At 37.9% G+C, this 21,963-nt stretch carries 22 protein-coding genes and 2 other annotated features; all 22 genes read right to left on the reverse strand.

The genetic code is table 11. The annotated features are described in order from the left end of the window. Positions 1–22: 22 nt before the first annotated feature. The 22 genes from obgE to hemB all read right to left on the reverse strand — a co-directional run bounded on the left by obgE (position 23) and on the right by hemB (position 21,946). Positions 23–1,309: a GTPase ObgE gene (obgE, locus tag BAQ48_RS26140; protein ID WP_000497124.1), complete on the reverse strand. Its 1,287-nt coding sequence runs from the start codon at positions 1,307–1,309 to the stop codon at positions 23–25. Beyond that, on the reverse strand, positions 1,309–1,857 hold the full coding sequence (locus BAQ48_RS26145; RefSeq protein WP_071713316.1) for a sporulation initiation phosphotransferase B: 549 nt from the start codon (positions 1,855–1,857) through the stop codon (positions 1,309–1,311). Before BAQ48_RS26145 ends, obgE begins: the two co-directional genes overlap by 1 nt. 63 nt (positions 1,858–1,920) lie before the next feature. Next, the gene (gene rpmA / locus BAQ48_RS26150) at positions 1,921–2,211 is read right to left on the reverse strand and encodes a 50S ribosomal protein L27 (protein ID WP_000944957.1); all 291 of its coding nucleotides are present in this window, start codon (positions 2,209–2,211) and stop codon (positions 1,921–1,923) included. A 3-nt stretch (positions 2,212–2,214) separates the two neighbouring features. Further along, complete coding sequence (locus BAQ48_RS26155) at positions 2,215–2,559, reverse strand: ribosomal-processing cysteine protease Prp (RefSeq protein WP_002008596.1); 345 nt, start codon at positions 2,557–2,559, stop codon at positions 2,215–2,217. A gap of 11 nt (positions 2,560–2,570) precedes the next feature. After that, entirely contained in the window at positions 2,571–2,879 is a 309-nt protein-coding gene (gene rplU / locus BAQ48_RS26160; protein WP_000270907.1) for a 50S ribosomal protein L21, read from the reverse strand. A gap of 14 nt (positions 2,880–2,893) precedes the next feature. Continuing rightward, positions 2,894–2,971 (reverse strand) — a sequence feature (ribosomal protein L21 leader region). Between the two features lie 77 nt (positions 2,972–3,048). Further along, positions 3,049–4,437: an Rne/Rng family ribonuclease gene (locus BAQ48_RS26165; protein WP_071713317.1), complete on the reverse strand. Its 1,389-nt coding sequence runs from the start codon at positions 4,435–4,437 to the stop codon at positions 3,049–3,051. A 67-nt stretch (positions 4,438–4,504) separates the two neighbouring features. Then, a complete protein-coding gene (gene spoIVFB / locus BAQ48_RS26170) occupies positions 4,505–5,365 on the reverse strand; it encodes a stage IV sporulation intramembrane metalloprotease SpoIVFB (protein WP_000599062.1) in 861 nt (286 codons plus the stop codon). After that, the gene (gene spoIVFA, locus BAQ48_RS26175) at positions 5,358–6,104 is read right to left on the reverse strand and encodes a stage IV sporulation protein SpoIVFA (protein WP_000797470.1); all 747 of its coding nucleotides are present in this window, start codon (positions 6,102–6,104) and stop codon (positions 5,358–5,360) included. Before spoIVFA ends, spoIVFB begins: the two co-directional genes overlap by 8 nt. A gap of 133 nt (positions 6,105–6,237) precedes the next feature. Continuing rightward, the gene (gene minD / locus BAQ48_RS26180) at positions 6,238–7,035 is read right to left on the reverse strand and encodes a septum site-determining protein MinD (RefSeq protein WP_071713318.1); all 798 of its coding nucleotides are present in this window, start codon (positions 7,033–7,035) and stop codon (positions 6,238–6,240) included. A 2-nt stretch (positions 7,036–7,037) separates the two neighbouring features. Next, entirely contained in the window at positions 7,038–7,724 is a 687-nt protein-coding gene (minC, locus tag BAQ48_RS26185) for a septum site-determining protein MinC (protein WP_000391524.1), read from the reverse strand. Positions 7,725–7,759: 35 nt separating this feature from the next. Next, complete coding sequence (mreD, locus tag BAQ48_RS26190) at positions 7,760–8,305, reverse strand: rod shape-determining protein MreD (RefSeq protein WP_071713319.1); 546 nt, start codon at positions 8,303–8,305, stop codon at positions 7,760–7,762. A gap of 14 nt (positions 8,306–8,319) precedes the next feature. Then, positions 8,320–9,171, reverse strand: a complete 852-nt coding sequence (gene mreC / locus BAQ48_RS26195) for a rod shape-determining protein MreC (protein WP_001135469.1) — start codon at positions 9,169–9,171, stop codon at positions 8,320–8,322. A gap of 41 nt (positions 9,172–9,212) precedes the next feature. Further along, positions 9,213–10,232 carry a cell shape-determining protein MreB gene (gene mreB / locus BAQ48_RS26200; RefSeq protein ID WP_000466737.1) on the reverse strand — a complete coding sequence of 340 codons (1,020 nt, stop codon included), beginning with the start codon at positions 10,230–10,232 and terminating at the stop codon, positions 9,213–9,215. 157 nt (positions 10,233–10,389) lie between these two features. Further along, positions 10,390–11,067 (reverse strand): DNA repair protein RadC, encoded by a 678-nt coding sequence (radC, locus tag BAQ48_RS26205; RefSeq protein WP_001013389.1) that lies wholly within the window; start codon positions 11,065–11,067, stop codon positions 10,390–10,392. Between the two features lie 46 nt (positions 11,068–11,113). Continuing rightward, positions 11,114–11,689, reverse strand: a complete 576-nt coding sequence (locus tag BAQ48_RS26210; RefSeq protein ID WP_001226283.1) for a Maf family protein — start codon at positions 11,687–11,689, stop codon at positions 11,114–11,116. A 220-nt stretch (positions 11,690–11,909) separates the two neighbouring features. Next, positions 11,910–12,869, reverse strand: a complete 960-nt coding sequence (locus BAQ48_RS26220; RefSeq protein ID WP_071713321.1) for a stage II sporulation protein B — start codon at positions 12,867–12,869, stop codon at positions 11,910–11,912. A 165-nt stretch (positions 12,870–13,034) separates the two neighbouring features. Then, positions 13,035–14,336, reverse strand: a complete 1,302-nt coding sequence (locus tag BAQ48_RS26225) for a bifunctional folylpolyglutamate synthase/dihydrofolate synthase (protein ID WP_071713322.1) — start codon at positions 14,334–14,336, stop codon at positions 13,035–13,037. A 91-nt stretch (positions 14,337–14,427) separates the two neighbouring features. Then, positions 14,428–17,073 carry a valine--tRNA ligase gene (locus tag BAQ48_RS26230; RefSeq protein ID WP_071713323.1) on the reverse strand — a complete coding sequence of 882 codons (2,646 nt, stop codon included), beginning with the start codon at positions 17,071–17,073 and terminating at the stop codon, positions 14,428–14,430. A gap of 40 nt (positions 17,074–17,113) precedes the next feature. Beyond that, positions 17,114–17,346: a binding site (T-box leader), on the reverse strand. 123 nt (positions 17,347–17,469) lie between these two features. After that, positions 17,470–18,495 (reverse strand): spore coat protein YsxE, encoded by a 1,026-nt coding sequence (gene ysxE / locus BAQ48_RS26235; RefSeq protein ID WP_000350665.1) that lies wholly within the window; start codon positions 18,493–18,495, stop codon positions 17,470–17,472. Positions 18,496–18,554: 59 nt separating this feature from the next. Then, complete coding sequence (gene spoVID, locus BAQ48_RS26240; RefSeq protein ID WP_071713324.1) at positions 18,555–19,583, reverse strand: stage VI sporulation protein D; 1,029 nt, start codon at positions 19,581–19,583, stop codon at positions 18,555–18,557. An 84-nt stretch (positions 19,584–19,667) separates the two neighbouring features. Next, a complete protein-coding gene (gene hemL / locus BAQ48_RS26245) occupies positions 19,668–20,957 on the reverse strand; it encodes a glutamate-1-semialdehyde 2,1-aminomutase (RefSeq protein WP_071713325.1) in 1,290 nt (429 codons plus the stop codon). Further along, complete coding sequence (hemB, locus tag BAQ48_RS26250) at positions 20,957–21,946, reverse strand: porphobilinogen synthase (RefSeq protein ID WP_001087076.1); 990 nt, start codon at positions 21,944–21,946, stop codon at positions 20,957–20,959. Before hemB ends, hemL begins: the two co-directional genes overlap by 1 nt. Between the last annotated feature and the right edge of the window lie 17 nt (positions 21,947–21,963).

Below are 21,963 nucleotides of genomic sequence, written 5' to 3' on the forward strand. Positions count from 1 at the left end.
AGACTGCCCTATTTCGGCAGTCTTAATCGATAAATTCAAATTCATATTCAAGAATTTTTACAATATCTCCGTCTTTTGCACCACGTGCACGAAGCGCTTCATCGATACCCATTCCGCGCATTTGGCGAGCGAAACGACGTATAGATTCATCACGTGAGAAGTCTGTCATTTTGAATGTCTTCTCAATATCGTAACCAGAAATAACAAACGTGCCGTCACTTTCACGTGTAATTTCAAATTTAACACCTTCAGTATCAAATTTGTACATTACACTTGCTTCAGACTCATCGACAACATCATGCATTGGGAATTCTGGTGTTGTTTCTAATAAGTTCGCTACTTCAAATAGTAAGTCACGAACACCTTGTTTCGTTACAGCTGAGATTGGGAAGATTTTTACTTCGTCTCCCACTTTCTCTTTAAATGCTTGTAAGTTTTCTTCTGCATCTGGCATATCCATTTTGTTTGCAACAACAACTTGTGGACGCTCTGTTAGACGCATATTGTATTCTTTTAGCTCATTATTGATTGTAACATAATCTTCATATGGCTCACGGCCTTCTAAACCAGACATATCAATAACATGCACGATTACACGTGTACGCTCGATATGACGTAAGAATTGGTGTCCAAGTCCAACGCCTGCATGTGCGCCTTCAATTAGTCCAGGAAGGTCAGCCATTACGAAGCTGCGGTTATCACCAGTTTCAACAACACCAAGATTCGGAACGATTGTTGTAAAGTGATACTCTGCAATTTTCGGACGTGCTGATGATACAACAGATAATAATGTGGATTTACCTACACTTGGAAATCCGACAAGTCCAACGTCTGCTAGCACTTTAAGTTCTAGGATGACATCACGTTCTTGACCTGGTTCCCCGTTCTCAGCGATTTCTGGCGCTGGGTTCGTAGCTGTTGCGAAACGTGAATTACCACGGCCACCACGGCCACCTCTTGCGATTACAGCTGTTTGTTCATGCGTTACTAAATCAGCAAGGATTTGACCTGTTTTTTCATCTTTTACTACTGTTCCTGGTGGAACCTTTACGATTAAATCTTCAGATTTACGTCCGTGCTGACCTTTACTCATTCCGTGCTGACCGCGATCAGCTTTGAAATGACGTTGGTAGCGGAAGTCCATTAATGTACGTAAGCCTTCTTCAACTACGAAAACAACATCTGCACCTTTACCGCCGTCGCCACCTGCTGGGCCACCTTTAGGAACATACTTCTCACGACGATACGCAACCATACCGTTACCACCGTCGCCGCCTTTTACATATATCTTGACCTGATCTACAAACATTATTTCACCACACTTTTTTCAATTGGTTGTAATATAACTGAGACTTCTTCGTCTCTTACTGTATAAGAAATGGAACACCATTTATTGTTTTGGTTCGCAAGCCAATTCTGTAGTTCTTCTACACTCGTTAGCTTACCACGAAAATCAAAAAAGAAACGAGCATTCTCCGCGTCACATTCAATTGTGATACAAACATAATTTTCAACATATACGTCTAAACTATGCTGAAGTATTGAGAAAAATTGATTCGTCCATGTACACACAGTCTCATCTAAGTGAGATAAGTTATGTAAATTCCCTAATACTTCGTACTCCAATAAGCACGGCTGCTGTTTCCAATTATATGTTAAAATCCACTCTGAAAATAAAGGCATCGATAGCCCCATCAGATTGGATTCTTGTCTCGCTTCTTGGACAAAACGATCGATGAGCTTATGAATCTCTTCCACTTTTCCAAGGGAAAGGTTTCCTTTAACCATCTGCATACGATTGAGCCAATCATGTCTTGAATGACGCAATGCATCTATAATTGTCCATTTTTCATTCATTTAGATACCCCTTAATATAGAAAAACTCTAACCTGCACTCAGGTTAGAGTTTTCCGTGAGTTCTTATGCTTCTTGAGCAACAGGATATACGCTCACTTGTTTGCGGTCACGGCCAAGACGCTCGAAGCGTACTACGCCGTCAACTTTCGCGTATAAAGTGTCATCGCCACCACGACCAACGTTAACACCTGGATAAATTTTTGTACCGCGTTGACGGTAAAGAATTGAACCACCTGAAACCGTTTGACCATCTGCGCGTTTAGCACCAAGACGTTTTGACTGAGAGTCACGACCGTTCTTTGTACTACCTACACCTTTCTTAGATGCGAAAAACTGAAGATCTAATCTTAACATACGTTACACCTCCTGCACTTTTTCTATTAAACGGATATACTTTCCGTAATCAAGTTCGATCGTCTTAAGCGAAACAACCAATCCTTCTAAAAGTATCTGTGCTTTTTCTGCTGTATGAACGTCTAAATCATTAGGCAATTCATACGTTAAGAATCCGCCATCACTTCCGAGTTCAATAGTTGCCTGCACATTACAAAGTTCTTCCACTGCATTTATAGAACCAAACACAACCGCTGTAGTTCCAGCACAGACAAGGTCTTGTCCATGTGGCGCATAATTGGCATGTCCAGTCATTTTAAATGATTGGATACTTCCTAATTTCGTGCGACTTATCGTAATTTTAATCATGTTAACCAGAATTAAGCGTTGATAGCTTCAACAACTAGCTTAGTGTAAGGTTGACGATGACCTTGTTTCTTACGATTGTTCTTTTTCGCTTTGTATTTGAAAACGATGATTTTCTTAGCGCGACCTTGTTTTTCAACTTTCGCAGTAACTGTTGCACCTTCTACAACTGGGCTACCAACTTTAACGTTTTCGCCACCAACGAAAAGAACTTTGTCAAAAGTAACAGTTTCACCAGCTTCAACATCTAATTTTTCAATGTAGATTGCTTGACCAGCTTCAACTTTAATTTGTTTTCCACCTGTTTCGATAATTGCGTACATACTTGCACCTCCTCTTAATTACTAAGACTCGCCAAAAACGAGGTAGACATAAATGCCTTTAGGGAACCTGTCTTGTGCGGTTGTAGCATATAGCCGTTTAGGTGCTATAAACTATAACATAAAGATGTTACCATAATTCGTTGACTATTGTCAATGAATCTTCTACTAACTATTTTTTCCGTTCTATAATTTCTTTTTTACTCCCAAAACGGATAATAGCGTACTTTTCGATCATATCATCTTTGAAATAAATTTCAAATGGAATATTTTTTTGTAATTCTTTTTGTAAAAATTGTTTTTGCAGATTTTTAGGCGCAGCGATTAACACCGCCTCATCTTCTATATTGCCATATGTGATTAGTTCTCTCTCTAGCTCATACGCAATTGTTTCATACGACATAACATATCCCGTCCCTTTGCAAGGCACACACTCCTCTAGTAATACGTCACGTAAAGAATGTTTTTTGCGTTTACGAGTCATCTCCAAAATCCCTAACTCAGTAAATCCAAGCACTCTTGTATACGTACGATCCCCTTGCATAGCAGCTATGAGGCATTCTCTTACCTTTTCTTTATCTTCTTTTCTTTTCATATTAATAAAATCAATTAATATCATACCACCAATATCACGAAGTCTTAATTGACGCGCAATCTCTTCAGCAGCTATTTCATTTGTGCGAAGAACTGTATCTTGTAAGTTTTGTTTTCCAGTAAACTTGCCCGTATTCACATCAATTACAGTCATCGTCTCCATTTGTTCCACAATTAAATAAGCACCATTTGGGAGCCACACAATTTTTTGAAGTGCTTTCTCGATCTCACGCTCTATTCCAAAATGGTTAAACATTGAAGACTTTTCATTATAAAAAGATACCTTTTCTTTACCGACTTTTTCTTCTAATTCTTTTACTATACTTCTTGTATCTACAACTACTTTTTCAATTGTTTCAATTGGGTTCTCTTGAAATACACGATCTAAAAAAGTCGCCGGTCGATGAAGTAATAATGGCGCTTTCCCCTGGCTCTCTTTTCTTTTTAACTCTTCATATAACTGCTGCAACCTTTGCATTTCAGCTTGTATTTCTTCAATTGTTCCTTTTTCAGAAGCAGAGCGGAAAATATATCCTCCTGTTCCTTCTACCTCAATTTGAAGTAATTCTTGCCTTCTTTTATTATTTTTTATTTTCCGAGAAACAGCGCGCATTTCATCAAACGGCATATAAACAACATATTTCCCTGTAAGTTCTATATTCGCTGTCAATTTAGGACCTTTCGTATCAATTGCCTCTTTCACGACTTGTACGAGCACTGCTTGTCCTTCATGTATACGGTAGGAAGGTGGTACATCATCATAAGAAAGGTACGCATGTTTTTCTAAACCTATATTTACAAATGCCGCGTTCATCCCAGCAATTGTCCTTACAATACGTCCAACATAAATATGTCCAACAATTTCTTGCTCTTCATTACGTTGCCATAGAAATTCAACAATTTTTTTCTTTTCTTCAATTGCTACTCTCTTTTCCGATCCAGCATAATTCATATATAACGTCTTCAAAATTATTTCCTCACTTTATAATCTTCTTTGCTTTTACAATAATAAAAGGTTAGTGCTATCGTCAACACTAACCGATTAATTCTTCAACAGATGAAGTTGTTCGTTTTTCAGTAAAATACGCATAGAGTAATTCATTCTCATCCAATGTATAATGCTCTTTATATTCTCCATGGACGATAATAGAGTGCTTATACCCTCTCCGAAATTTTGTAAAGATTGTATATAGACGATCGTCTGATTGCACCTCAATAGGTGCAATCTTTTCAATTCCCCTTTTATTCCCATAATAACGTTCTAATAAGAAGCGCATAAACGCATAGCGTCTTTGTTTCCACTCTTGATATAACGACACTGCCAAAAATATGAGTAATACCCACATCATAATATTGTTACTATTCCAAAGTAACTGCCATCCTAATATTACACCAAAAAAAACACATGACAATTTCATCATCTTTTCATGTGCTTGCAAATAAGGAAAACGATATGAGAGTACATTAAACAGTACTTTTCCGCCATCAAGTGGCCAAATAGGTAATAAATTAAATGCTAAAATCACTATATTGTTCCACATAAAGAAAGAATATAACTCCGCACCCAGCCAACCAGCTTCAAACAGTGCATAACCAACCATCATCATCCAAACGTGTTGAACAGGTCCTGCAATTACGACAACAAGCTCCTCTTTCAACGACTTATTTCCATGTTCCTCAAGCTCAGCTACACCACCAAATGGTAACAGCTGAATTCTTTTAATACGCCAATTATAATATGCTGCTGCAAAAGCGTGCCCAAGTTCATGAATAAGAACAATACAAAATAACAATAGCAATTCTTTAAAACGCGCCGTAAAAATACCAATGACAATAATAACCCAAAACAACGGATGAACTGAAATCTTTGTTAAAACATCCCTATATTTAATCAAATGAAATCACCTGAATCGGGTCAATAAATTTTTCATTCTTTTTTATCGCGAAATAAAACTTGCCATTTTTATTATTTTCATCATTATTCACCGTACCAATTTTTTGTTTCTTTGAAACGTAATCATATAATTTTACCGACATGTCATTTAAATTTGCATACCATGACTCAGTACCATCTGCATGCTGGATTTGAATTGTATTTCCAAGTTCCTCTTTCTTACCTGCAAAAACAACTAATCCTTCATTTACAGACTCCACTGTTGCATTTGTAGCTGTTTGGACAAATACACCTTGGCCATTTTTTTGAAATCCTTGCATTACCTTTCCTGAAGCAGGAATTGCATAATCCTTTTGTTGAATCGTCCCTTCCTTTTTCTCGCTAGGCGAATAAAAGACGAGAGGTTTTCCAAACTGTTTTTCATACCATTTCGCTACCGTAGCAAACTGAAATTCCTCTTTCATCACTCTCTCTGTAACAGCCTTAGCCCCATCGAAAGTTGAAGGAGCATTCTTATATAAAATAGCAACAGAAAGCACTAATATTGCTGATAATAACACTTTGAAGAAAAATATTTCTTTCCGGAACAAAGGGTGAATTTCCTTCTCTCCCTCTTCAACAAATACCGTTTCGCTATCAAAATTCCCTCCAGCAAAATATTGCTCTTCCTCCATCCTTTCTTGCTCTGCCTTCCTCTTCGCAATCCGCTTTTTAATTTCTTCTACACGTCTATTCTTCATACTGTCTCCTTTCTTTCGTTACGCTAATTTAAGTAGAAACAGTTGTATACAGTTTGTACATATGTATGAGCTAGGAAAGAAAGATATTCATGTGAAGAAAAAAGAAAGCACCTCGCGTATGTGCGAAGTGCTTTTAACGGATTCCAAAGAAGTTTTTCACCTTTGTAAATACCGATAATTTTTCTTGTTCAAATGCTTGTAATGGTACATTCTCACCTAACAAGCGTCTTGCAATATTACGATAAGCTAACGCTGCTTTTCCACTCGGTTGCAACGCTACAGGCTCACCTGTATTTGTAGCTCGAATAACTTCATCATCATCTTCAACAACACCAAGAAGCTCAATTGACAATGTACGTACGATTTCATCAACATCTAACATATCCTGTTCATGAAGCATATGACTACGCACACGGTTAATAACAAGTTTCGGTGGTTCAATATCCTCTTTTTCTAAAAGCCCGATAATACGATCCGCATCGCGCATTGAGGATACTTCTGGTGTCGTAACGACGATTGCTTTATCCGCACCAGCTACCGCATTTTTAAATCCCTGCTCAATCCCCGCAGGACAATCAATTAATATGTAATCATAATCTTGACGTAATACTTGTATTAATTCATCCATTTGTTCAGGTGTTACCGCTGATTTATCACTCGTTTGTGCTGCAGGTAATAAATAAAGATCATCAAAACGTTTATCTTTAATAAGAGCCTGAGGTAAACGGCAACGCCCTTCAACGACATCAACAAGATCAAATACAATACGATTTTCCAGCCCCATTACTACGTCTAAGTTTCGAAGACCGATATCTGTGTCAATTAAGCACACTTTCTTTCCAGATAACGCTAGGGCTGTACCAATGTTCGCAGACGTTGTAGTTTTACCTACTCCGCCCTTTCCAGATGTAATTACTATTGCCTCTCCCACAGCTATACAATTCCCCTTTCTAACTTTGTTAAATTAGGTCTAAGATGAGTGAGAAGTTGCAGGCGATCGACAACAATGTGATTATTCTCATTAATATACGCACATTCTGCCGTCTCCGCTCCGTCTTCTTTCTCTTCCGGAGCCCGCATTGTCACATCATTAATTCGAAGTTGCATCGGGTTCATAACAGATGCCGCAATAACAGCTTCGGCATCTCCATCACAACCGGCGTGTGCAATTCCTCTTAATGATCCCACAACAAAAATATTCCCCCCAGCGATAACCGTTCCGCCTGGATTAACATCTCCAATTAACAATAAATTTCCTTTTACGCGTAATACTTGTCCAGAGCGAACAATTTTGGAAATAGGGACAATTTCTGTTTCTTCTTTCCAAGCTATTGCTTCCGCTTTAGTCATAACGTCACTTTCAATTGAATCCACAACGAGATTCTTCTTATTACGAATTAACGTACGAATCTCTTCTTGTTGGACTTCTGTTAAATAACGATTGCCTACTTTCACGTGCACTTCAATTAAAGAGTGCCCGTCGCCACCATAGTAATGTGTAGAAAGCTTTTCGTCCAATTCACTTAGCAATTCAGAGAATGAACAGCAATCATCTAAATGAAGCGTTATCCCGTCTTTTGTCCCTTTTATCGTTACATTTTGTTGCTTTTTTTCTTCCACTAAAGTTCACCCCACCGATTCAATTCGACATAAAATTAGAAAATCCTTTTTTCTTTTTCTTCCATCGCTTTTGAAAGACGCGTTAAATATCGTCTCAGTGGGAAACAAACTATTAATAGGAAAATTCCATTTAGCAATAAAGTAGCTAGGAGACGATCTGTGAAAAAGACATACGCTGACATATGAGTACGTCCTAACAAAGTTAAAAATCCATACACATAATACTCTAGTGCTGCAATGCTAGCTAATACGATAGAAACGACAATAAATAAATTCAATTGCAATATCTTCATTACACTATAGACTAAGTAAGCTAAAATCGGATAAGCAAATATATATACGCCGACAAGTTCTGTGTATACGGTATCAAATAAGAAACCAAATAATAGTCCGTAATAAATCCCTTGGACCGGACTATAATACACTGTAATAAAACATAACACAATTATAAAGAAGTGCGGTGCTGCTATACTGTCTTTCCAAAAAACATCCGTTGGAACAACAGTAGCAAACATATTTTCAAATAGAAAAACAAAAAGGAGCAAAAGAGGAAGAGCTGCTCTTTTTAAAATCTTCATCATCTCTTCTTCTCCCCCTATTCTAATGGCGCTGAAGGCGTTGCACGTTTAGCAACTATAATATGCTCTACGTCATTTAAATCAGCGGCAGGTTTTACATAAGCAGTTTTTGTTAAGCCGTATGGATCTGGCTGAACATCAACGATTTTTCCGATGACAAGACCTTTCGGGAAAATATCACCAAGTCCTGATGTTACAACTAGTTGATCTTTTTCTACCGGTGCATCAGAGCCAATCTTTGTGAAAAGAAGTAATTGTTTTTCTTTATCATAACCTTCAATCAATCCAAAGATTTTCTCTTGCCCTTGTACAATAGCAGAAACACGGTTTGTTCGACTCATAGAACTTAACAGCTCTACTGATGATGTAAACTGAGATACACTTTTCACTCTTCCAACTAAACCTTGTGAAGTGATTACAGCCATATCTTTTTTAATTCCTTGCTGTGCCCCTTTATCAATCCCAATTAAATCGTACCATTTATCTGGATTACGAGAGACGACAGTAGCTGGAATTTCAGTATAATCGCTATTCAACTGTGTTTTACCCGTTAACTCTTGTAATTTCTTTTTGTCATCTTCTAATTGCTTTACGTCACCTGATAACTTTGCATAGTTATCTAATTTTGCTTTTAATTCTTTATTCTCTTCATACGTGCGCTTTACATCTTCTACGTTTTCGAAGAATCCGGCAACATAATTCGCTGGCTTTTGGAATACACGTTCTACAACACCGACAGTATCTTTTATAAACTGCTCTGGCCATGTTAAACTGTTCCGTTCTTTCAATGAAATTCCAATCAATGCCACGAGAAGAATAATACTAACTAACAAAACAATTAATCTTTTGTTTAAGAAAAACTGTGGCACGTTCACACCCTCTTAATTTTACTGATTTTTATTTTGCAATATTATCGAGCAGCAGTTTTGAAAAGGTCGATATTGTCTAATGCTTTACCCGTTCCAATTGCTACGCAATCTAATGGGTCTTCCGCAACAAGAACCGGCATATTTGTTTCTTCACTAATAACTTTATCTAAGTTACGTAGTAATGCTCCGCCACCAGTTAATACGATACCACGGTCCATAATATCTGCCGCTAATTCAGGTGGAGTTTTTTCTAACGTATTTTTAACTGATTCTACAATCGCATCCACTGTATCTTTTAATGCATCTGCAATTTCTTCAGGCTGAATTAGTACTGTTTTTGGTAAACCACTTACTAAATCACGCCCGCGAATTTCCATAGGCTCGATACCTTCTGGCTCGCCTGCAGAACCGATTTCTAATTTTAATGCTTCAGCTGTTCTTTCACCGATCATTAAGTTATAGCTTTTCTTAATGTACTGAATGATTGAATCATCCATATCATCACCAGCAACACGAACTGATTGACTTGTTACAATACCACCTAAAGAAATGATTGCAACTTCTGTTGTACCGCCACCGATATCAACAACCATACTACCAGTTGGTTCCCAAACAGGTAAGTTCGCACCAATTGCTGCTGCAAATGGTTCTTCGATAGGATAAGCATCACGAGCACCAGCTTGACGAGTCGCATCGATTACTGCACGTCTTTCTACAGCTGTAATACCAGATGGTACACATACCATTACGTATGGTTTACGTGAGAAGAATCCATTTGATTTTTGAGCTTGTTGAATGTAATATTTCATCATTGTTGCTGTTGTTTCATAATCAGCAATTACACCGTCTTTCATTGGGCGAAGTGCCACAACGTTTCCTGGTGTACGACCAATCATTTGTTTTGCGTCGCTACCTACAGCAACGATTTGTTTCGTATCAGTTTGTAACGCTACTACTGAAGGTTCACGTAAAACTACACCTTTTCCTTTTACATATACAAGCGTGTTCGCAGTTCCTAAATCTATTCCAAGATCGCGAGTAAAGCCACCAAATCCAAACATATTATTTATCTTCCTTTCTTGTTTTCACGGACTCATTTTTTCTTACTTTATATGATAAAAACAGTACGTTTTTTATATCTGTATCCTTTTTGTAGATAATTTTCTACAAAAAACTCATAAATCACATTATAAAACAAAATAAGTAAAAAGCATAGTCTTAAATATGACCTTTTTCCTTTAAACTCACGAATTTATGGTCACCTATTATAATATGATCAAGCACTTCAATTCCGATAATCTGACCGCATTCTACTAAACGTTTCGTTACTTCAATATCTTCTCGGCTCGGCGTAGGATCTCCTGAGGGATGGTTATGAAGACAGATGATAGAGGCTGCTGCGCGGCGAAACGCTTCTTTAAAAACTTCTCTTGGGTGTACAATTGATGTGTTTAAACTTCCAATAAAAATCGTTTGCCTATGTATAACTTGATTTTTTGTGTTCAGATATAAGCACACAAAATGCTCCTGTTGTAAAAAACGCATTTCTTCCATCATGTATCTCGCACAATCTTCCGGGCTTCGAATGCTATATCTATTTTGATATTCTAAACGCACCATTCTTCTACCTAGCTCAAAGGCTGCCATAAGCTGAGATGCCTTTGCAATCCCAACACCATGTATACTGACTAACTCTTCTAACGTTGCATCTTTCAACATACGTAAGCCATCAAAGTGATGCAAAATTTTATCTGATAACTTTAAAACCGTCTCTTCTTTAGAACCTGTTCTAAGTAACACCGCCAGAAGCTCCCGATTCGATAAACTTCCAGCTCCTTCTAACAATAAACGCTCCCGTGGCTGCTCTTCTCTGACAACATCACGAATACCGTTCATCTCTCCACCCCTTTATTTGTTCTCTCAAAGAAAACCCCATGCAATTTTACGCATGGGTTACATCAATATTAAATTGTTTCAATTCCCGAACGAGACGTGCAATTGGTAAACCAACTACACTGTAGTAGTCCCCTTGGATATGTTGAACAAAAATAGACCCCTTACCTTGAATCCCGTAACTTCCCGCTTTATCAAGAGGCTCCTTCGATGCAACGTATGTATCAATTTCCTCTTCTGTTAATTCCCAAAACGTAACTTCTGTACGCTCATAAAAAGTAACAGTTTTTTCTTTTGCTATAATTGCAACACCAGTATACACTTCATGTGCTTTCCCTGATAATAATTGTAACATTTCTTTCGCCTCAGCCTCACTAGAAGGCTTTCCAAGAATACGTGACTCATATGTAACAATTGTGTCTGCACCTAACACAATGTGATCACTATTATTTTCTGCTACCGCAGATGCTTTTTGCAAGGCAAGAGACATAACAATATCAGAAGGCGATGAATACGCACCAATCGTTTCTTCTACTTCACTTACAACAATTTCAAATGGCACACCAGCTAATTCAAGTAATTCCTTCCTCCGAGGTGATCCCGAAGCTAAAATGATTTTTCTCATATTTTCTCCTTCCTTTCTCACATGAAGCAGAATAATTTACATCAATCGTATCAAAGGAATAGTTTGTCCACAAATGAAAGAAATATTATTTTCCCTAGACAAAATAATATTTCTTTATTGAATACGATTATATTCCAGCCATAGAGAAAGCACTTTGCTCTAAATTCAAAAGAAAAGAAAGAAGCACCTATACTTCTTCCTTCGCCATTTCATTATCCTATCATTTCACTTTTTGTGAAACAATTTTTTCGTACGAAAGTATACCATCAATAATAACTTGATTTAATTTCGCCAAAGATTCCTTATCACCTTTCCCTTCTTTCACTGTTTGTGCAGCCACTGACGTATACATATACAGTTTCTTCGCCTCTTCCTGCTTCATACTTTTCCCTTCTTTTTCAATTACTTTCCATTCTTTTTCAATCGCTCCTATATCCTTTTCATTACTTTTTCCACCGGCCTGCACGCTAGAAATATATTTTGTTAAATGAATATATAATGGCTGCACTTTTGTTAAAAACGCTCCTACTTCTTTATCATCTTTAAGTAACGCTTTATCTGTTATATCCCAATTCTTTTTCAAAACGGAGACACCATTATTTTTATACTGAGTCATTAATTGATTTATGCCCTGTTCATCACTAGCAATACCAACAACTAATGCATACTTATCGCCGCTCGGTTTCAAAGCTGCAATACCCCCGTTAGCTTTCCATTCTTCAAGAGCTGCCTGTCCCTTTTCTTCAGAAGAATAGATCCCTCCTTGAACAAAAAATAGTTTCATCGGATCTAATGACGTTCCTACCTGTGCTTTTTGTTTTTCCTCTTTTGGTGCTGGAGTTTGTTCCCCCGTCCCACCCACCTTTGATTCTTCATTCCCGGTCTGCTTTGAAGCTGTTACTTCACTTCCCCCCGCCGTCCCTTGCTTGGTGACATGAAGCATTCCCATTCCAAGCGCCGTACCCATAACAATAGCAGTAGCAACAATCATAATTAATCTATTACTCCATTTCTTTCGATACTTTTCCATAGACATCGATTTCGCTTTTTGAAACGGAACGACGTTTTTCGGTCTCTCACTTTCTACTACCATCCAGTCAAATTCATCTTTCTTCTTTTCCTCATACTTTGCTTCTGTTCCATTCACTTTCACTGAGATCGTTCGTGATTGCTTGTCCATACACTCACACCTCACCTCTTATCGTTGTCCGCATCATATCATATTCATTTCACAAAAAAACGAGATATTTGTCAGAGAAATTCGCCAAATTATCCTATATTATTATCTTATATGTATGCATTTGACTTCATTTGTAGAACAAAAAAACTAGATAGTAAATACTATCTAGTTTTTTTCGCGGATATACTTTCGAACTTCAGAGATGAAGTAAAGAGAACCTGTTATGATGAAAACATCATTTTCTCCTATCATTTCAAGCTTCGTATCAATTGCCTCTTTCCAATTCTCGAAAACTAATTTTGACTCTTTTTGTGAATATGTTGCAAGCTTATCAGCAGAAATAGCACGATCAAAGGCGAATGTTGTAAAAATAATTTCATCGGAAATAGTTTCTAATTGACCTACCATGTTATGCAGTTGTTTATCCCCAAGAGCTGTAAATAATACTATTACATTTTTATCTTTATAATGTGCTTCTACTGTTTTCACAAGACTTTCAATACCTTCTGGATTATGAGCACCGTCTATTATAACATCCGGATTACTTTGCAACTTTTCAAAGCGCCCAACCCAATACGCTTCCTGTAATCCAGTTCTTATTTCTTCTTCCTCAATTAAAAATGATACATATGTTTTTACATACATTACTGCCATAAGAGCTAGTGCTGCATTTCCTACTTGATGACTACCTTTCATTGAAATTTGCACATCATCAAATGTAGCGAAAGGACAAGTGAAATCAAACTGTTCTCCATCTTCACTAGACTGTTTATGTAACACTGTAAAATGCTTGCCAATCTCATATAAGTTTGCATGATTTTCCTTCGCAACTTTTCGAATGACTTGCAATGCTTCCTCATTTTGTACACCTGTAATTACCGGAACACCTGACTTAATAATTCCTGCCTTTTCATATGCAATTTCTCCTAATGTATTTCCTAAAATATGCATGTGATCGTGACCAATATTCGTAATAATTGTTAGAACAGGGTGAATGACATTAGTAGAGTCAAAGCGCCCTCCAAGCCCCGTTTCAAATAAAACAACATCACAGAAATTGACTTTACCAAAATAACAAATTGCCATAACAGTAATAATCTCAAACTCAGTCGCTTCTCCTAAATCCGTCTCATCTAGTTTTTCAACGACTGGCTTTACCATCTTTACAAGTTCAGTAATCTCTTCATCTGCAATTGGTGTTCCATTCACACTAATACGCTCATTAAATGTTTCGATATAAGGAGAAGTAAACGTTCCTACCTTATATTTCGCCCCTTCTAGCATGTAGCGCATATATGTTAAAGTTGAACCTTTTCCATTTGTACCAGCAAGATGAACACATTTTATGTGACGCTCTGGATTTCCGAGTTCTTCTAGCATCCACCTCATTCTTTCTAATCCTGGTTTAATTCCAAACTTCAATCGGCTATGAATCCATCCTATCGCTTCTTCGTATGTATGTATCACGTATGCTTTTCCCCTTTCAAAAAACCTTCATCATTCTATTATACGCAAAGAAAAGAGACTCACCAATATAGTGAGTCTCTAAAAAACATTTTTATTTCTCAAGATCTGCTAGACGTTGGCGAACTGCTTCGCGTTTTTCTAGGTAATCTTGCTCTTTCGCACGCTCTCCTTCAATAACTGCTGCAGGAGCTTTCGCTACGAAACCTTGATTTGAAAGTTTCTTCTGTACACGTTCTACTTCTTTATCAAACTTCTCAAGTTCTTTCTCAAGACGAGCTCTCTCTTCATCAAGATTGATAAGATCAGCTAACGGTAAGAATAACTCCGCACCTGATACGATTGCAGTCATCGCTTTTTCTGGCGCTTGTAAATCCGTTTGAATTGTTAATTCGCTTGGGTTACAGAAACGCTCAATGTAAGAGCTGTTCTTCGTAAGTTGAGCAAGTACAGCCTCATCTTTTGCTTTAATTTGCATTTGAACTTTTTTGCTCATTGGCGTATTAACTTCTGCACGGATGTTACGAACAGAGCGAATGATATCAACTAGAAGGTGCATTTCTGCTGCCGCTTCTGTATCTTGTAAATCTTCGCGAACTGTTGGCCACGCTGCTACTGTAATAGATTCGCCTTCGTGCGGTAAATGTTGCCAAATCTTCTCAGTTACGAATGGCATGAATGGGTGTAATAGACGCATTGTTTGGTCTAATACGTAAGCTAAAATCGAACGAGTTGTTTTCTTAGCTGCTTCATCTTCACCGTATAATGGAAGTTTCGCCATTTCAATGTACCAGTCACAGAAATCATCCCAAATGAAGTTGTATAATGAACGACCAGCTTCACCGAACTCATATTTATCCATGTTACGTGTTACACTTTCGATTGTTTCGTTTAAGCGAGTTAAAATCCACTTATCTGCAACTGATTTTTCACCAGTTAAATCGATTTCTTCATACTTCATATCATCCATGTTCATTAATACGAAACGTGATGCGTTCCAAATTTTATTAATGAAGTTCCAAGTGGATTCTACTTTTTCCATGCTGAAACGTAAATCTTGCCCTGGTGCACTTCCTGTTGATAAGAAGTAACGCATTGCATCTGCACCGTACTTCTCGATAACATCCATCGGGTCGATACCGTTACCAAGAGATTTACTCATTTTACGTCCTTGCTCATCACGAACTAAACCGTGAATTAACACATCTTTAAATGGACGCTCGCCTGTAAACTCTAAACCTTGGAAAATCATACGAGATACCCAGAAGAAGATGATGTCATAACCAGTTACTAATGCATCTGTTGAATAGTAACGTTTAAAGTCTGCTGAATCTTCATCCGGCCAACCAAGTGTTGAGAACGGCCATAGCGCTGAGCTGAACCATGTATCAAGTACATCATTATCTTGATTCCAGTTTTCAATATCTGCTGGCGCTTCTGTACCTACGTATACTTCACCAGTTTCTTTATGGTACCAAGCTGGAATACGGTGTCCCCACCATAACTGACGAGAAATACACCAGTCATGAATGTTTTCCATCCAGCGTAAGTATGTGTTTTCAAAACGCTCTGGTACGAATGTTACTTTTTCTTCTTCTTTTTGTTGTAACTCTACTGCTTTTTCAGCAAGTGGAGCCATTTTTACGAACCATTGTGTTGATAAGTAAGGCTCAACAACTGCACCGCTACGCTCACTATGACCTACTGAATGCATATGAGGCTCAATTTCTACTAATACGCCAGCCTCTTGTAAGTCTTTCACTAATTCTTTACGGCATTCGAAACGATCCATACCGTTATACTTACCAGCTTTTTCATTCATCGTTCCATCTTCGTTCATTACTAAGATGCGTGGTAAGTCATGACGGTTACCTACTTCAAAGTCATTCGGATCATGAGCTGGTGTAATTTTTACAACACCTGTTCCGAAGTCTTTTTCTACGTACTCATCAGCGATAATCGGAATCTCACGGCCTACGATTGGAAGTGTAACTGTTTTTCCGATTAAGTGTTTGTAACGATCATCTTCTGGATGAACTGCTACTGCTGTATCACCAAGCATCGTTTCTGGACGAGTAGTTGCAAGACGAATATGACCAGAACCATCTGTTAACGGATAGTTCATATGGTAGAATGCACCTTGAACTTCTTTATGAATTACTTCAATATCAGAAAGTGCTGTACGTGTTGCTGGATCCCAGTTGATAATATACTCACCACGGTAAATTAAGCCTTTTTCGTATAATTGAACGAATACTTTATTAACCGCATCAGATAAACCTTCGTCTAATGTGAAACGTTCGCGAGAATAGTCTAGTCCTAAACCAACTTTCCCCCATTGTTGACGAATGTGAGACGCGTATTCTTCTTTCCATTCCCAAGCTTTTTCAAGGAATTTCTCACGGCCAAGATCGTAACGTGAAATACCTTCTTCACGAAGTTTTCCTTCTACTTTCGCTTGTGTTGCGATACCCGCATGGTCCATTCCCGGAAGCCACAATACATCGTAACCTTGCATACGCTTCGTACGAGTTAAAATATCTTGAAGAGTCGTATCCCAAGCATGACCTAAGTGTAACTTACCTGTTACGTTTGGAGGTGGAATTACAATTGTGTATGGTTGTTTCTTCTCATCTCCTGTTGCTTCAAAATATTTGCCTTCAAGCCACCATTGGTACAGGCCTTCTTCAACGGACATATGATCATATTTAGTTGGTAAATTCTTTTCCGTGTTTGACATTATTTTCCCTCCTTAAAATAAAAAAATGTCCCTCATCCAAAAAAAGGACGAGGGACATCGCGGTACCACCTTTATTTACAAACAAATCCAGGAATTTGCTTATACTCTTAATTTGATAACGGACAAATCCGTCTTTTCCTAATGAGAACTATTCCGTTCAGAAAAGATGCTCCAGGGCTACCTTCTAACATAACTATCTAGAGAATCTCCCAGCTAATGATTCTCCTCTCTGAAGACGTTTCTTGTTATACTCTTCCCCTTCAATGCATTTATATGATTGTTAATTATTATATACAATAGTGTAAAAAACGAAACCTTATTCGTCAAGATAAATTTAAGACTACAGCTTTTTGAGTAAAAAAAAAGAAGATAAGTAGCATCCTCTACTCATCTTCTTTATCCGTTCCCTTGCTGGGCAGCTTGTAATTGTGACAGGAAATATTCTATATTGCTAACGAGCCAATGCGATTGTTGCAAACTCTTTACTCCGCGAATTTCATTTTCCTCATTGCGATTCTCTCTTCTTTTCTTATAAGACTGGATTTGCCGAATAAATTGCGATGGATACGTCATATAAGCAAACATGAGAAGTTGCTCTTCTTTCGTAAACGGGAAGTTTTTTTGATACATTTGATACCATTCAAACCGATCATTTCGCGCAATGGGATATGTGTTTAAAGACCGAGAATAAAAGCCTACAATATCTTGCACAGGCGTTGCAAATTTCGATTTTTCTAAACTAATAAAATAGCCATTCCGCTCATAGTCAAATAAAAAATGATTCAGTGACACGTTACCATGTACAAACGTAATGCGTGTTTTTTCTTTTTCTTTCATCGCATCGTTCCACTCATTTAATTGCTTCGTTGCAAATTCCCGCGCCCTCATTACATGATGATAGTACGTACAATATTGTAATTCAAACGGAGACATATACCACTTCGCTTCAGACTCTACAAGAAACTCTTCTAACATCTCACCATCATTTTCCCACCGATCAGATATATTCGTATAATGCTTTTCTAAATCCTCTTCTGTATACGTTTCTTCTTTTACCGTTTTTTGATGCAACGTCCCAAGTGTCTGAAACATTTTATGGTATTGATCATTATCCTCGCCGTTTCCTTCCGCACGCTCTAACCAAGGCATTAAATAATAATTATACGTCCCGTCACTTAAAATATAATTTCCATCCGTCGCATGGTATATAGGTACATAATTTGAAAAACCTTTCTCTTTCAAATATTGAATATGATGCAGAAAATTATTTCGCGCTAATTTTCTATCTTCTATTTTTTTCAAAGCATATGGACCTTGATTCGTGTAAATTTTCGTTACACTTCCGTGTTCTTCCATGTGCTGCGTATCCAATCGATACTGCCTTACAATGGGTTCATAGCGATTTCGTAATTCAATATCCATACGAATTACCCTTTCTATTCAAAGCATAACCTCTAGGAAAACAAGGGGAAACTCCCCCCTTATTTCGCCTTCGCTCTTGAAACAGGAATATAAATAATTTGCCCCTCAGTTAAATAGATATCTTCTGTTTGATTGACACGGTACAAGTTCTGTACTGACGTTTCATAACGTTCTGCAACAGATTCGATCGTATCTCCTTCTTGCACAAAATACATTCTTAACTTTGTAAATTCCTCTTCTGGTTCTTTCGTAAATAATTTCGTTAAATAAAGCGCATTTTCATCTCTCTGTGAGTACACTTCTTCTTGTTCTTCCTGCTTTTTCGCTTTTTCTTTCTTGAAATCTTTTCGTCCGAACAATTCAAATTGCGGCGTTATTTCTTTCTCCTCTTCACGCCCTGCAAATTCATGTTCTTCTATTTCCTCTTCCTCTACTTCTTGCTCTTTTCTTTCTTCTAGTTGGAACGGTTCAAATGCATAATCTTCCCACTCATCTGATTCCTTATAAGCTGGTTCCTTATAAGCTGGTTCCTCTACATGCGGCGCAGGTCTATTTTCATCCTCTTGTGCTGCATCTTCTTCTAACTCCGCATACACCGTTTCTTCTTCTTCTTCTTCTTCTTCCTCGATTCTTTCCTCATCACATAAACCTGTAATAGATATATCCGCTAGTAATTGTAAGCAACCATTTTCCTTTAATTCATAATCGAATTCCTCGATTGATACATATAGTTCTTCAATTACTTTCACCCGGTTTCTCGGTATGGATATTTCAAGCGGGAAGGAATGAACAAGTTCATTAACTCCATCCTCCCTTGTTTCTACATAATCAATTGATTTTGCTGGCGATAGTTCTCTTAATGAATAAACGGAATCATCTTGCCGTGCGACATACTCTCCCGTTAAATCTAATTGCCCTCTCACGATAACTTCATGATCAAGCTCTTCTATTTCAACGTCTGGATCTAACGAAATTGACAAAAGTTCTTCGACTTCCTGTCCTTTTTGGAACCAAACAGATTCTTTTAATGAGAATCGTAATGAATGATCTGTTGTCACTTCTTTTCCCCCTCCCAAACTATATGTCATTACAGATTTATGTTTCGAAAGCCTACTTTATGAATAAAAAAATCGCTCCCCTTATGGAGAGCGATTTTCTTTCATGCATTATGATTATGCTTTTAATTTTGACATTGCAATTTCAGCCGCTTCAATCGTCGCTTCAATATCAGCATCACTATGCGCTGTCGATAAGAATAATCCTTCGAATTGAGATGGTGGTAAGAATACACCTTGTTCTACCATTTCACGATAGTAAGCCGCAAAGAATTGTAAGTTTGAAGATTTTGCTGCCTCATAATTAATAACTGGCTCATCTGTAAAGAAAATACCAATCATAGAACCTGCACGATTAATATGATGAGGAATACCATGTTTTTCCGCCGCTTTACGTAATCCAGCTTCTAACATTTCGGCTTTGCGCTCAAATTCTACATACGATTCTGGCGTTAACTGTACTAACGTTTCATAACCTGCTGCCATTGCAAGTGGGTTACCTGATAAAGTACCAGCTTGGTAAATTGGTCCGCTCGGTGCAACTTGGCGCATAATTTCTGCTTTACCACCGTATGCTCCTACTGGTAAACCACCACCGATTACTTTACCTAAACAAGTTAAATCAGGTGTTACACCGTAATAACCTTGTCCACAATTGTAAGCAACTCGGAATCCTGTCATTACTTCATCAAAAATAAGTAATGAACCGTTTTGCTCTGTTACTTCACGAAGACCTTCTAAAAATCCAGGCTGCGGAGGAACAACTCCCATATTCCCTGCTACTGGTTCTACGATTACACAAGCAATATCATCACCGAATTGTTCGAAAGCGTATTTCACACTTTCTAAATCGTTATACGCTACTGTTATCGTATTTTTCGCTACACCTTCTGGTACACCAGGGCTATCCGGTAAACCTAGCGTTGCTACACCAGAACCCGCTTTAATTAATAACGAATCACCATGACCGTGGTAACAACCGATGAATTTCAAAATCTTATTACGACCTGTATAACCACGAGCTAAACGTAGCGCACTCATTGTCGCCTCTGTCCCAGAGTTAACCATACGTACAATCTCAATTGATGGTACGCGCTCAATAACAAGTTTTGCTAATTTATTTTCAATTTCTGTTGGTGCACCGAAGCTTGTACCTCTTTCAGCAACAGATTTTAACGCTTCAACAACTTGATCATTTGCATGACCATGAATTAAAGGACCCCATGATAATACGTAATCGATGTATTCATTTCCATCGATATCATATACTTTAGAGCCTTTTCCGCGCTCCATAAACAATGGATTCATACCAACAGATTTAAAAGCACGAACAGGGCTGTTTACGCCGCCCGGCATTAAATCTTGAGCCTCTTCAAACGCCGCAATCGACTTATCAAACTTTTTCATTATTTAGCGCCTCCTTCTTGTAACCATCTTGCTGCATCTTTTGCATGATACGTAATAATTAAATCTGCTCCTGCACGTTTCATGCTAATTAACTTTTCAAGTACAACTTCTTTTTCATTAATCCAACCATTTTGCGCTGCCGCTTTGATCATTGAATATTCACCACTCACGTTATAAGCAACAACTGGTAAGTTAAAGTTATTTTTCACATCACGAACGATATCTAAGTAAGAAAGAGCTGGCTTTACAATTAAGAAATCTGCCCCTTCCATTACATCTGATTCAGCTTCACGGAATGCTTCCATGCGGTTCGCTGGGTCCATTTGATATGTTTTACGGTCACCAAATTGCGGCGCACCGTGCGCAGCATCACGGAATGGTCCGTAAAATGCTGATGAATATTTCACAGCGTATGACATAACTGGTACATGTCCAAAACCATTTTCATCTAATGCATGACGAATTGCCGTTACAAATCCGTCCATCATGTTTGATGGCGCAATAATGTCCGCTCCAGCTTTCGCTTGGCTTACAGCTGTTTTCGCAAGAACTGCAAGAGACTCATCATTTAAAATAATCCCATCTTCGATTACGCCGCAATGACCGTGACTTGTGAATTGACATAAACATGTATCCGCAACTACTACTAACTCAGGGAACTCACCTTTAATTTGCTTAATTGCACGTTGTACAATTCCATGATCACAATATGCTGATGATCCAACTTCATCCTTTTCAGCAGGTAAACCAAATACAATAACAGAACGAATACCTAAATCAACAACTTCTTGCATTTCAGCTTGCAATAAATCTAAAGACATTTGATATACGCCTGGCATAGAAGGAACTTCATTACGAACATTTTCACCTTCTAATACAAAAATAGGGTAAATAAAATCTTCCGTATGTAAAAACGTTTCACGCACAAGCGCACGCATATTACCGCTTTGTCTTAAGCGACGATGACGATTAAATTGTAAAGAGTTCATAGATTTCTATCCCCATT

It is taken from the genome of Bacillus luti, from assembly GCF_001884105.1.
Classification (GTDB): domain Bacteria; phylum Bacillota; class Bacilli; order Bacillales; family Bacillaceae_G; genus Bacillus_A; species Bacillus_A luti.